The sequence below is a fragment of the Microbacterium oxydans genome (genome assembly GCF_900095745.1).
GTDB classification, from domain to species: Bacteria; Actinomycetota; Actinomycetes; order Actinomycetales; family Microbacteriaceae; genus Microbacterium; species Microbacterium oxydans_B.
In genome coordinates, this window is the sequence record NZ_FMIR01000018.1 from 263869 (window position 1) to 276578 (window position 12710).

General features: G+C 68.1%; 12 protein-coding genes and 2 tRNA genes. 2 read left to right on the plus strand and 12 right to left on the minus strand.

All coding sequences use genetic code 11. The features are described 5' to 3' along the window. Positions 1 to 185: 185 nt before the first annotated feature. The 8 genes from BQ2383_RS14015 to BQ2383_RS14050 all read right to left on the minus strand — a co-directional run bounded on the left by BQ2383_RS14015 (position 186) and on the right by BQ2383_RS14050 (position 5954). Positions 186 to 259, minus strand: a tRNA-Met gene (locus tag BQ2383_RS14015). A 34-nt stretch (positions 260 to 293) separates the two neighbouring features. Beyond that, positions 294 to 365 (minus strand) — tRNA-Thr (locus BQ2383_RS14020). A gap of 68 nt (positions 366 to 433) precedes the next feature. Then, positions 434 to 1681: a peptidoglycan DD-metalloendopeptidase family protein gene (locus BQ2383_RS14025; RefSeq protein WP_091035226.1), complete on the minus strand. Its 1248-nt coding sequence runs from the start codon at positions 1679 to 1681 to the stop codon at positions 434 to 436. Positions 1682 to 1800: 119 nt separating this feature from the next. Beyond that, positions 1801 to 2595: an inositol monophosphatase family protein gene (locus BQ2383_RS14030; RefSeq protein ID WP_091035229.1), complete on the minus strand. Its 795-nt coding sequence runs from the start codon at positions 2593 to 2595 to the stop codon at positions 1801 to 1803. Next, positions 2592 to 3590, minus strand: a complete 999-nt coding sequence (locus tag BQ2383_RS14035) for a hypothetical protein (RefSeq protein ID WP_140403364.1) — start codon at positions 3588 to 3590, stop codon at positions 2592 to 2594. Before BQ2383_RS14035 ends, BQ2383_RS14030 begins: the two co-directional genes overlap by 4 nt. 117 nt (positions 3591 to 3707) lie before the next feature. Then, entirely contained in the window at positions 3708 to 4508 is an 801-nt protein-coding gene (locus tag BQ2383_RS14040) for an enoyl-CoA hydratase/isomerase family protein (protein WP_091035234.1), read from the minus strand. 45 nt (positions 4509 to 4553) lie between these two features. Beyond that, positions 4554 to 5045 carry an FBP domain-containing protein gene (locus BQ2383_RS14045; protein WP_091035237.1) on the minus strand — a complete coding sequence of 164 codons (492 nt, stop codon included), beginning with the start codon at positions 5043 to 5045 and terminating at the stop codon, positions 4554 to 4556. 9 nt (positions 5046 to 5054) lie between these two features. Continuing rightward, on the minus strand, positions 5055 to 5954 hold the full coding sequence (locus tag BQ2383_RS14050; RefSeq protein WP_091035239.1) for a bile acid:sodium symporter family protein: 900 nt from the start codon (positions 5952 to 5954) through the stop codon (positions 5055 to 5057). Between the two features lie 136 nt (positions 5955 to 6090). Between BQ2383_RS14050 and BQ2383_RS14055 the strand changes: the two genes are divergently transcribed. Then, a complete protein-coding gene (locus BQ2383_RS14055; protein ID WP_167381627.1) occupies positions 6091 to 6609 on the plus strand; it encodes a DUF2087 domain-containing protein in 519 nt (172 codons plus the stop codon). Positions 6610 to 6630: 21 nt separating this feature from the next. Here the strand turns inward: BQ2383_RS14055 and BQ2383_RS14060 are convergent, their stop codons facing one another. The 3 genes from BQ2383_RS14060 to BQ2383_RS14070 all read right to left on the minus strand — a co-directional run bounded on the left by BQ2383_RS14060 (position 6631) and on the right by BQ2383_RS14070 (position 11226). Continuing rightward, positions 6631 to 8439, minus strand: a complete 1809-nt coding sequence (locus BQ2383_RS14060; protein ID WP_091035242.1) for a sigma-70 family RNA polymerase sigma factor — start codon at positions 8437 to 8439, stop codon at positions 6631 to 6633. A gap of 178 nt (positions 8440 to 8617) precedes the next feature. Then, a complete protein-coding gene (locus tag BQ2383_RS14065) occupies positions 8618 to 10438 on the minus strand; it encodes a VaFE repeat-containing surface-anchored protein (protein ID WP_167381628.1) in 1821 nt (606 codons plus the stop codon). A 47-nt stretch (positions 10439 to 10485) separates the two neighbouring features. Continuing rightward, on the minus strand, positions 10486 to 11226 hold the full coding sequence (locus BQ2383_RS14070; protein ID WP_091035249.1) for a hypothetical protein: 741 nt from the start codon (positions 11224 to 11226) through the stop codon (positions 10486 to 10488). Between the two features lie 309 nt (positions 11227 to 11535). Here BQ2383_RS14070 and BQ2383_RS14075 point away from each other — a divergent pair, with 309 nt between their 5' ends. Beyond that, on the plus strand, positions 11536 to 12009 hold the full coding sequence (locus BQ2383_RS14075) for a hypothetical protein (protein WP_091035250.1): 474 nt from the start codon (positions 11536 to 11538) through the stop codon (positions 12007 to 12009). A 93-nt stretch (positions 12010 to 12102) separates the two neighbouring features. Here the strand turns inward: BQ2383_RS14075 and BQ2383_RS14080 are convergent, their stop codons facing one another. Then, positions 12103 to 12576, minus strand: coding sequence for a heme-binding protein (locus BQ2383_RS14080; protein WP_091035252.1), 474 nt, complete (start codon positions 12574 to 12576; stop codon positions 12103 to 12105). Positions 12577 to 12710 lie beyond the last annotated feature (134 nt).

The following is a 12710-nucleotide window of genomic DNA, read 5'->3' on the forward strand; positions in this document are numbered from 1 at the left end:
ACTGCGGATGGTGGCACGTCGTCGGGATTGGCTCACCACTGGAACGTCCGTCGAAGCCCCACAAGCACCGCTAAGCACATGTCACCGCGCCGCTGACCGGCACAAAACCGGCACAACTGCCGCCGTATCCCGGACTCACGGCCCAGAAACGACAAAACCCCCGATTTCCCGGGGGTTTAAGTCTGTAGCAGGAGCGGGGCTTGAACCCGCGACCTCACGATTATGAGTCGTGCGCTCTAACCAGCTGAGCTACCCTGCCGCGAGGCATCCGTCCGCGTGAGAAGAATGCTGCGAGCCCCGAGTCAGGATTGAACTGACGACCCCTTCCTTACCATGGAAGTGCTCTGCCACTGAGCTATCGGGGCGTGCTGCCCCTCGCGGGGCAACCGTACGAGAATACCATCACTGTGGCGTCCTCATGAAATCCGGGCCGTCAGTAAGACGTCCGCCCGGCGTTCTCCTTGAGCCACGGCATCGGATCGATGGTCGACCCGTTGACGATGAGCTCGAAGTGCATGTGCGCGCCGTAGGAACGGCCCGTGTTTCCGGTCTTGCCGACGACCGTGCCGACCTTGACGGTCTCGCCGGCCTTGACCTGCAGCGAACCGTACTGCATGTGCGAGTAGTGGCTCGTGATGACCGACCCGTCGATGACGTGGTCGATGTAGACGGTGACGCCGTAGGCGCCGCCCTGCTCGGTCGCGATCCGGACGGTGCCGTCGGCGATCGCCTGAACCGGGGCCCCGTCGCCGGGAACGAAGTCGATGCCCTCGTGCAGACGGCCGCTGCGCATGCCGTACCCGTAGCTCATGCCGACGCCGACCAGGAAGGGCCATTGGATGGCCGCGTCGGGGTCGTTCGTGAAGATCTCGCCCGAGTAGTTGATGCCCTGTTCGGCGGCGACCTGGACCAGCGAGACGGTGCTGAAGTCATCGGATCGCGCGAGCGGCTCGTTCTCGACGCCCGAGGGTGCGACGAAGGCCTGGATCTCGTCATCGGCCGCCCCCTTCGCGTCGGCGGCAGCAGCCGAGACCAGCGAGGTGGCCGCGACCGAGGTTCCCTGAACCGCGGCGACAGCCTCGGCGGGAAGAGTCATGGAGACGGCGAGGAGCCCTGCGAGGCTCATCACGCCGACGCTGGCACCGACGGCCACGACCTTGCGGAAGTTGCGCGGGCGGCGTGCAGCGACGTGGACGGGAGCCTCGGGCTGCGTGGAGTCCGCAACGGAGGACGGCGTGTGCGCGGCCGAGAAGTCGGCCGTCGGGATCGAACCCGTGCGGAAAGCTCGGGATGCACGCTCGAAGGCATCGACATCGTCTTCGAGGGGCAACTCACTCGCCGGCTCCGGCGTCGAGTCGGCCGGTGCGGCGTCGATCTCATCTGCGGTCGCGATCTCGAGGATCTGCTCCCCCGCGTCGACGACGACCGGGGTGGCGGGAACATCGGCGATGATCGGCTCAGGCGTCGCGGCGATGAAAGGCTCGACGGGTGATTCGACGACGGCGTCATCGGAGGCCTGTCGCTGGCGAGCGGTACGACGGGAAAGCGGCGCGACGGCCGCGGCTTCTGCGGCCAAACTGGGTGCCGTCGTTCCCGCCGCGGAGGCTTCGGGGGCCTCGGTGCGGAGTCGGCTGGACCGGCGCGTGGGCGCAGAGGCAGCCTGGGAATTCTCGAAGGGCAAAGCGTTTCTCTCGGTTGTGCGTCAAGCTTCGGGCGCAAACTCAGACTTTCACCTTCGGGTGGCGAAAGTAACGATCGGGTAAACCCTACCCTGATCAGCCTGGGAATGCCATGAATCGGTCAGTGTTTCGGGTCGAGGATCTCGAGTAGTCGAGCATGCACATCGCGGCCCCCGGCGACCAGCATCGGCCGCGTCGACTCGATGTCGATCCTGGAGACGTGGCCTCCCGCCTCCGTGATCAGGAGCGCCCCGGCGGCGTGGTCCCAGGGGCGGAGCCCGCGCTCGAAGTACCCGTCGAGGCGCCCGGCCGCGACGTAGGCGAGGTCGAGCGCCGCGGCACCCATGCGTCGGAGATCACGCGCCATCGGCATGACGCGCGCCACCGTGGCGAGATCGCCGTCGTGGGTCGCGGGGTCGTAGCCGAACCCGGTGCCGAGCAGCGCTCCCGCCGGAGTCTCCTCGGTCACCGCGAGCCGGCTCCCCTCCAACCATGCTCCGTGGCCACGCACCGCTGTGAATACCTCTCCGAGCGCAGGCGCGTTGACGGCGGCGGCGAGCGCCACCCAGGTCTCGGGGTCGGGCTCGCCCTGCACCGCGGCGATGCTCACGTTGTACGCCGGGATGCCGTAGGCGTAGTTCACCGTGCCGTCGATCGGATCGACGACCCACGTGATCCCGCTCGCACCCGGCTCGGCGCCCGACTCTTCGCCGAGGAAGCCGTCGTCGGGACGGGCGGCGCGCAGTCGCTCTCGGATGAGCGCCTCGACCTCGCGGTCGGCGTCCGTCACGATGTCGGCGAGCGTCGTCTTGGTGGCGGCGAGACGCACCCCGTCACGCCGACGCGCGCGAGCGAGCTCTCCTGCTTCCCGGGCGATCTCGGTCGCGAGTTCGCCGAGCTCGAGTTCGGTCGTCACTGTGCAGGGTGCTGGGGCGCGGGCGGCGGCGGCGGGAACGCCTGCGGTTCGCCCTGCTGCGGGGCCAATGGCTGGCCTCCGGCGGCGGGTGCGGGCGGAACGAGGTGGCCACCCGGCGCGGTGGGCGGTGCGAACTGCGGCGGCGCCGACTGCGGCGGCGTGGGCTGCGGAGGTGCAGGCTGGGGTGCCACCGGGAAGCTCGACGTGGGCGCGGCAAGCTGGGGCTGTGCAGGAGTCCGGTACCCGGTGTAGTAGGCGTTCCAGTCCGGCGACGAGTCGGGCAGCGCCGGCAGCGGGGTGACGCCGTCGGCGTAGGTCGGCCACGACGGCGCCGGCGCGACGCCACGAGCAGGCGACGCCTTCTTCTTCGGCGCGAACAGCGCGTTGAGCAGCGGGATGAGCGTGGTTCCGACGGCGACGAGGATCGTGAGCGCGACGACGATCCGCCAGTAGAGCTCGCCGTAGTGGAAGGTGTTCGGGAAGGCGAGGAAGAACACGAGCATGCCGACGAGTCCGACCAGGAACGTGATCGTGACGATGTAGATCACACGTGTGAAGGTCGTGATGTGCCGCTGCGCGGCCGGAGTGAACAGCCGCACATGCAGGAGGGCGAGCTGCAGGATGCCGATGACGAGCAGCAGCTGGAAGAAGCGCTCGGCTCCGAAGAACATGCCGTCTTCGGGGAGCCAGATCTTGACGGCGCCGACGAGCAGCGCGACGATCCAGCTCACCATGCTGGCCAGTTGCAGCCAGTCAGGGCGATTCGGGGCGAGGCCCGCCTCGAGGATCGCGATCCCTGCGAAGGCCGCAAGGAGCAGGATCGTGAGGAAAGCTCGTCCGATCAGCCCGTCCTGATCCCCCACGAGCACCCAGATGACGCACACGAGCGCCGCGGCGATCAGTGCCCCGATGGCGATCCAGAGGGACCCTCTGATCAGCAGCGACATATTCTTCTTCTCACCCTGCGGCTGCGTGGTGATGTCCGGCTGGGACATGGTGATCCTCTCGTCGAGCGGCGATGCCTTCATCCTGCCACGCGCATCGCCGCAGGCGACGGTCGAGCGCCGCGCTGAGGAGAAGTCTTCACTCCACGCCGACGGGGGGAGGAGAAGTCAGCCCGACTTCCTTGCGGACGCGGCGGCGAAGGCCGCGACCCTCGCCTGCGCATCCGGAGTCTCCAGGGCTGCGCCGATCGAGCGCGCCTCTTCCGTGAGCTGCTCGACGAACGAGCGCTCGGGCTGCGAGCGCACGAGCCGCTTCGCCTGTCCGTACGCGTCGGCCGCTCCGGCGAGCCAGAAGCGTGCGATCTCCTCGCCGCGGGTCCGCACGGCATCTGCCTCAGCAGCACCGTCCGCGCCTTCCACCGACTCGGCGACGAGCCCCCACTCCACGGCCTCCGCTGCCGACAGCAACCGGTCTTGGAGCACGAGCTGCAGCGCGCGGCGCTGGCCGACCGCCCTGGCGAGCTGCGCCGAGACCGAGAGGTCGGGAGTCAGGCCGATGTTCGCGTACAGGCTGCCGAGCTTGGAACGCGACCCGACGACGGCGTAGTCACTGGAGAGCAGAATGCCGAGGCCTCCGCCGGCCGTAGTGCCATGTGCGGCGGCGACGACGGGCACCGAAGACTCGGTGAGCGACCGGATACCGGCGTTGATCACCTCGGCGAGCGCGGTGATCTCCGCCCCGGATGCGCCCATCGTCGTGGCCATGTCTATGACGTCGCCGCCGGCGCAGAAGGCCGGACCTGCCGCATCGATCAGGATCGCCTTCACGTCGGGCCGCGACGTCGCCTCGGCGGTCGCATCCTTCCACGCGTGGGCGAGGTCGGCGTTGAACGCGTTGAGCCGGGCGGGACGGTTCAGCGTGAGCCGGGCCATACCCTCTTCGACGGTGAACAGGATGGCATCACTCATGGCTTCTCCTTCGAGCGCAGGACGTGTGGTCCAGCGTAACCGTGATCAGTTCTGCTCCCAGACCTGCGAGACGAAGCGCTCCATCCGGCGCCGCGTGCCGTCGAGGCGGAAGTCGACCTGTCCTGGCGTCCTGATCTCGTTGGGCGCGAGCGGATGCGCGAGGCGCACGTTCTCGTGGCAGGACAGGTCGGCGCACATGTACGTGCCGAACGAGTCCCCTCGGTGCCCCGCCTCGCCCGCGCGCCGAGCGGAGAGGAGCGCGATCTGGTTGCCGGGCTGCATGGTGTGGCAGATGTTGCACAGGCCGGAGCGTCCGCGTCCCGGCTCGGTGGCGCGGAGCACGATGCCGACGACGCCGTCCTCGTGCGGGATCAGCACATAGCCGCGGCGAGTGGCGCTCGGATCCTGCCAGGCGAAGAAGTCGAGGTAGTCCCAGTCGACGAGCAGGAAGTCGTGCGGCATCTCCATGGTCCGCAGCTCATCGGCATCCGCATTGACGAACGATGACCTGACGTCGGCCTCTGTGAGCGGTCGCATCGCTCCAGTCTATGAACGGGTGGCACCCGAAGGCGCCGCGACGCCCTCAGCGCCCTCGCCCGATCGATCCCGGATGAGGAAGCCGAAGCCGAATGCGATGAAGAACATCAGCACCCCGTAGACGGCGGCGGGCAGGCTCAGCTCCACCGAGCCGAGCACGGACTGCGCGATGACGATCGCGAGCGTCGCGTTGTGGATGCCGATCTCGAACGACGTGGCGATCGCCTGCCGCTTCCCCACCCGCAGCATCCGTGGGATCAGGAACCCGATGGTCAGGCTGATCAGACAGAACAGCACGGTGATGAGGGCGAGCTGCGTGAAGTTGGCCACCAGCAGCGTCCAGTTCGAGGCGACCGCGCCCGCGATCACGACGATCAGGATGATCACCGAGGCGATGCGCACCGGCTTGTCCATGCCGGTGGCGAACTTCGGCCAGTAGCGCCGCACGATCATGCCCAGTGCGACCGGCAGCAGCACGATCGCGAACACCTCGAGGGCCTTCGACCACTGCAGGCCGAGCCGGTCGTCGAACGGCTCGAAGTAGGCGATGGCGAAGTTGGTGATGATCGGCAGTGTGATCACCGCGATGACCGAGTTCACCGCCGTGAGCGAGATGTTCAGCGCGATGTCTCCGCGGAACAGATGGCTGTAGAGGTTGGCGGTGGTCCCGCCCGGGGATGCGGCCAGCATCATCATGCCGACGGCCAGGATCGGGGGGAGTTGGAACGCCAGCACGAGTCCGAAGCAGATGGCCGGCAGCACGACGAGCTGACAGAGCAGCGCGATGATCACCGCCTTCGGCTGCTTCAGAACCCTCGCGAAGTCGGCGAGGGTGAGGCTGAGACCGAGGCCCAGCATGATGATGCCGAGAGCGACGGGCAGTCCGATGGTGGTCAACGCTGATCCCATGGGACTCAGTGTGGCGGATGGAGGACCTCGGTGCCACCCATATATCGCGTCGAGACGAGCACACGAAGTAGCCTGCAGGAGGTCCCCACCGCTCGATGCGGGAGCGGGGGCGACCCGGAGGAAGAAGGATGGTGCGATGGAAGACTCACACGCGTGGCGCCCGCTGATCGCCCTGTTCGCGAACCCCGAGACCCGCCGCGTCGCCGCCGAGGTGATGCTGGGCGGAACTCTCACATCAGCCGTGGAAGGCCTCTCGCCGTCTCGACGCCGACGTGTGACGGAGGCGGTCGTGCAGAGCGGCCTGGTCGACGCGGAGACCCAGGCGCTCGCGCCTGACGTGTTCCGAGAGATCCTCGCATCGGCGCCCGTGCCGCGGCGGCAGGGGATCGAGCGGTTCGTCGACGGAAAGCGCATCCGCCAGTACCCGGCCAACCTCGAAGAACGCGGAGAGCTCCTCGCCTGGGTCGCCAGAGGGGTGTTCGGAGCAGACGAAGTCCTGACCGAACGCGAGGTGAATGCGCGACTTCTGCCGTATTCCGAAGATGTCGCCGTGCTCCGCCGCTACCTCGTGGATTACCAGCTCGTGGAACGTCGCTCGGACGGCACCCAGTACGCGTTGGCCGTCAGTGGACCGGTCGTCCCGACGGACGAGTGACAGCTACTGCTCTGAGGAGCGTCAGGGGTCGACGAGTTCGAACGTCATCTCCTCCGGCCCCGGCCCCCAGGGGTCGAAGATGATGTCGGGGTCGTAGACGTCGAGCGGATGTTCGTCCATCGGCCCGATGAATCCCTCCGCGTCCATGGCTCGGAACGTGAACCAATACCAACCGCGGGAGTTCAGCCGCAGCCGCTTCACCGCGTGCCCGGTGTCGTCGAGCGGGATGATCGCCGAGTGCCCCTGCATGGTGCTGACGTAGATCGTTCCGTTCGCAGGGCCGGTGGCGGCGATGACCACACCCGTTGTCCTCGCCTCCTCCACCTGCATGTCTTCGGTGCCGATGATGTTCTCGAACCCTTCGATGACGATGGGACGGACCGTGAAGGTGCCTGTCGTGGCCGGGGACTGCCCGGCGGCATCGAACGCCCAGGCCCGATAGTCATACGTGCCGGCGGCGAGCTCCAGGGCACGAGAGTCGAAGGACCACTTCCCGTCGGCAGCGACCGCTGGCGTGTAGCGCTGGCCGGCGACCTCGATCGCGACAGCCGACCCTGGCGTGGCAGTGCCCGCCACCACCGGAGCGAGATAGCCGGAGGATGCCGTGGGGCTGGTGACACCGGGGCCGAGGGCCGAGCCCGGAGTCTCCCCCGGGTCGGGTGTCGTCCCGGGCGCGGTTCCCGGCCTCGTGGGGTTGAGCGGCCCCGGGGCATCCGGATCGTTGACGAGGTCGATGGAGTCGATCGCCGGGTCGGAGTTCCAGCGTCCGGTTCGGGGAGGCGACGGCGATGCGGACGGTGCGGGCGTGGCCACCGTCCCGTCGGGCGCTCCGACGACGGGTGCCGGCACTCCGACGTGAGGAACGGACCGCGCCACGCTCCACGTCTTGTCCCCCTCGGCGGCGGGCGTGGATGCTGCCGGCGCGGCTCCGGGGAGCAGGAAGGATCCGAGTATCAAGGTGCCGGCGGTGAGCACACCCAGGCCGCCGGCCAGAAGGCTCGCAAGACCCGCGCCTGCGCCGGTGGCGATGACCGCGGCCGCCACCGCGGTGCCGGGAGCGAATGCTCCGGTGGACGGCAGGATGACTCCCAGTGCGCCGAATCCGACGGCAGAGAGGGTGACGCCATGCAGGCGCTGCGCGTCGCTGCGAAGACCGATGAGCAGTTCGCCGCACACGTCGCATGACGACACGTGCCCGGCCACTTCCTGCGCCACGGCCTCGTCGAGCGGCTCGGTGAGGTGTCGCGGGAGGAGTCGGGCGACGTGAGCCTCGTCGTCTCTCAGCGCGAGCGGCACCTGCGACGTGAGCCACTGGACCTTGAGTCCGGAACGGGCTCGGCGTTGCAGGGCGGAGACAGCGTTGGGCTTGATGCCGAGCTCGCGCGCCACCTCCGGGCGGGGTACATCAGCGACCTCGGTCAGCCACAGCACACGTTGCCAGCGTTCGGGGAGCTCTTGGAACGCCCCGAGGAACTGCTGCGCGTTCGTCTCTCGTTCGACGAGGCTGAGCGCGTCACGGAAGTCGGCCCGATCGGGCTCGACCGTGTCGTCGATGTGCTCGGCATCCTTGCGCCACCGGATCGCGGTGTTGCGGATCACCGCCTTGAGGTACGACCGGAACGCGAACTCGGGCCCGGAGCCGGTGGTCGTCACCTGCTGGTAGATGGCCAGGAGCGCCTCGGAGGCGAGATCCTCGGCCCGCGACGGGAAGAGTCGGTGTGCGTAGCGAAGCGCCGCGCCGATGTGCCGCTCCCACAGCACGGCATACGCTGCCTGATCGCCGTCCCGAAGCGCACGAAGGAGTTCGGCATCGCCGCGAGAATCTTCCACGCCTTCCCCTCCAGAAAGAACGCCCGCTCATCTGCGACGAGCAGTTGACCGCGGGCAGACCCACGCGATCGATCCACATCTGAACACGTGTTCAACGACGGCGCTGCGCTCATACTAGCGGCAGCGGACAGGGCCGCGGAGTGGAGATATCCGCGGCCCTGTCCTGTCGGAGAACCGGTCAGGCGTCGAGCCTGCGTCGCCTCGCCAGCATCAGAACCGCACCGGCCAGAACAGCGAGCACTGCGGCAGCGATGCTCGCTATCGGCGCCGGGGCACCGGTGACCGCGAGGTTTCCCTCCCCGCCCGGAGCCGGTGTCGTGGGAACACCGGAACCCGCCGCGTCGACCGCGACCGTCTGCGCCGCGTCATCGATGTCGGTGTGCACCGCGACAGGGTCGCCGGTGACATCTCGGCCGACGAAGAGCCTCTCGAATGCCACCAGCACCGTGCCGGCGAACTCCCCCGTGACGCGGAACGACACCTCGACCGAGCCGTCCGCAGTCGTCGGCGTGAACGTGGTCGATCCCGTGATGCCCGTCGACTCGTTGTTCGCCTTGTCCATCAGCACGCCCGTGACCGTGTACTCGGTACCCGGCGTGAGGTTGCGGTAGGCGATCGTGTCGATGAGCGTCCCGCCGCCGGCAGCCAGAACGTGGTCCTGGTCAGCGGCGTCGACCAGCGAGGTCCCGATGAACGGCGCCGGCGCTTCCGGGGCCGGCGCCACCGTGACCGTCTGCGCGGGGTCGTCGATGTCCTTGTGCTCCGCCACCGGCTCGCCGGAGGCCTCCGGACCTTCGAAGAGCTCCTCGAAGGCCACGAGCACGTCTCCGGCGAAGCCCTCCGGCACGACGAGAGTCACGCCCACAGAGCCGTTCGCGGTCGTCGGAGTGAACGTCGTCGAACCCGTGATACCGGTCGGCTGACCGTCGGACTTGCGCATCAGCTCACCCGAGACCGTGTACACGGTGCCCGGAATCAGGTTCTGGTAGGCGACGGTATCGATCACCGTTCCCCCGTTCCATCCCAGCGCCCGGTCACCGTCGGCGGCGTCGACCAGCGACGTCGCGATCACCGGCTCCGCGGCACCGGGCTGAGCGGCCCACTCCACAGTGGCCTCCCCCGTCGTCTGCGTCGCCGCGGGCGCCACCAGGATGATCGACTGCGCGTGGTCCTCCGCAGTGGGCGTCCCACCCGGCACGTTCGGTACCGAGACCACCATGCCGGTGCTGCTCGATCCCTCGGCCGTGACACGGACGGTCGCGCTGCCCGCTGCCGTCGAAGCGCGCAGGTCCAGATATAGTTCCTGACCGTCGACGACCGCGTCGAGGGCCACTGCCGCCCCGTTCACGTCGGTGACCGCCACGGCGGGATCGACGGAGACGGAGGCCGAGGCCCGGTTGGTGTTCACGACGAACGGTCCGATGAGGGTCCCCGCGACCTGCGCCGCATCCGGCGCCGTCACAGTGGCCGTGACCTCGAGATCCTCCGGGGTCAGCCCTGGACTCGCGTTCGCGCCGTTCACGAGGTACCAGTAGGCCGCCTCCGAGTCCGGCGTCTCCCATGGCCACGCGGCATCGAACGTGAGGTCCGTATAGCGCCAGATCGCATACTGCGTGGCCTCGATCGCATCGTTCCGCGAGATCTGCGCGACCCCGGCCGACGCTGCGAGATCTGCGAGGCTCACCGCGGGATAGCTGTGGGCGAGCACCCACAGCACCTTCCCCTGCACGGCAGGATCCACGAAGTAGTTGCTGCCGAGGAAGTCGCCGCCGTCGCCGACAGTGCCTACCCGGCCCGTCTGCGCCGTCACCTGGTTCTCGAGGCAATACGCCCACAGGTCAGGATCCCCGCTCGGGATCCCCTCAGACCAGATCGGGAAGACCCCCGTACCGCTGTAGCCTTCCTTGCTGCCGACGTAGACGGAGTCCCCCGGGGCGACCTCTGCGGCTGCTGCGGCGCTGACGCCCGCGGGTGCGATGAGCGCACCGAGGACGAGCATCGCCCCTGCGACCCATCCCGCCGACCGAGTCGACCTCCTCGACGGCATCATGCGAGGCAGGCGGGGTTCACCGCGGTGAAGCTGAACGGGCCCACCCAGATGTTCTGGTTCGGCCGATCCGTGCCGGCACGACCCGAGTTGTTGGCGACGAAGGTGAGGTCGAATGCACCGACCGTCGCTGCGGTGACCGCGATGTTGCCTCCCGTGTTGGTGGGAATGACCTCGACGTTCGGGGCGCCGGTGAACGGCCGCCACGGGTTGGCGGCCGTCCCCTGTCCGCGGATCCAGTCGGAGTTGTAGACGCCGGTCCCGGCCCCCGCCGAAAGGTAGACGCGCTCTGCGCCGCCGAGGGCATCGACTGCCTGGAAGCCGTCGATGTCCTTGATCTTGTACGTCAAGTTCTCGACGATGGTGGGCGCGCCATCCAGGGCGAAGCTGAATGTCACCCGCTCGCCTCCGCCGATGTTGTTGAGGTTCACGGTGTCGAGCGACAACCGCACGCTGGGCAGCGACTCATTGCCCTGCGTGCTGGAATCCAGAACGAAGTTGTTCGTCGTGTTGATGGTCATGTTGGCCGCCCCGTTGGGCACGGCGTTGAGCGTGAGCGTGAAGTCCTTGCCGTCGCCGAAGATGTCGGTCCACGTGAACACGGCCGAAGTGGCGCTCAGCCGCGAGTACGTGGCGGTGCTCGTGCTGACCGTCGCCGTGCAGTTCGCCGTCGACGCGGCCGCCAACGGTGTTGCCACGGCGGCGGCGATCACGGGCAGCGACCATGCTGCACCCTTCACGATCGTCCTTCGCGACAGGCCACGCCCTGCGACTGCTACCTCGTTCTCATTCATCTGTTCCGAATCCCCTCGATTGGACGCCGATGCCTCCGGTGTGGACGCCTGTGCGTCGATACACCTGGAAGGAGTCCGGCGGTTCCCGAAAGTGACGCGATGCCGAGGAAAAAGTTTCGGAATGGCCGAGAGAGCGACGCGGACCCCCTTATATGGCCTCCTCGCGTCACGTCCGCCTGCGCTTCGACTCCTTACCGAGGGACGACAGAGAGCCCACGAAACAGAGGGCTCGTCTGAGCCGGACAAGGAACGAAAATGCAGGAAGAACTCGACACTCAGGGCCTCTCGCGCCGGACGCTCGTCAAGGGCGCAGCGTGGTCGGTGCCGGTCGTCGCTGTGGCGGTCGCCACTCCGCTGGCCGCGGCATCCACCACGGCGCCGCCCGCCACGTTCTGGGCGACCGGCGCGACCGTGAGCGTCGTCAGCGGCAACGTCACCAACTTCACGGTGGAGGGCAGCGACGCGGACGGGAACCTCGCCCTGCTCCCCGCCGGCACCAACGTCACGATCGTTCCGCAGCCCGGCGTCACCCTGGTGCTCACCAACGCCATCGGCATCGTGGTCACGACCAACCCCGACGGCTCGATCACGGGCATCATCACCGCGAACGACATCACCAACATCCGCATCCAGTTCCGCCCCACGGGCGCGTCCGGTTCCGGCTACGCGATCACGACCAACATCGACATCGACCCGTTCACCGAGACGATCGACGTCAAGCTGCGCTGATCCGATCAAGAGGAGATGGTCGGCCCGCCGATGCGGGCCGACCATCTCTGCGTCACGCCGCCCGAGCATTGACCGGCAGCGGGGCCTGAGGCGTTATTCCGCGAGGAGTCCGAGCCCGCGGATGCCGTCGACGACGTTGTCGTGGTCCTGCGCAGACGGCAACCCCGACATCGTCGCGACCGCGACGACACCCACACCCTCCACGCGGATGGGGACAGCACCGCCGGCGACGGCGTATTCGGAGGGATCGAGCCACCCCGGTTCGTGCATGTCGCGCCCGCCGTTCTCGATTCGCGCTTCCAGCAGCGCGGTGCTGGTGTCGAAGCGGAGGGCAGTCGCGGCCTTCTTCTGCACCCAGGAGTCGTTATCGGCGGTCGCGCCCGGCAGCGACGCGTGGAACAGGATCCCTGACGAGGTGCGCACGTCGACGGCGACCGGATGACCAGCTGCGAGTGCCCGTTCTGCGATGGCACGTCCGAGCTCCCATGCGTCTTTGCGATCGAACCGCCGCAGGACGAGTTCGAGATGTTCCTTCTCGAGCTGGGCGAGCCTTGCTTCATCGGCCATCGGTGCTGCCTCTCGTAGGGGTTCGCCTCAGACTGTAGCGGGCGCCGACCGAATGCAGAGCACTTCGACGCGGGCTCGGAGACCGAACAACCCCGTCAGGCCGAGGCTGCCTCACCCGCCTTCATCTTCGCTCT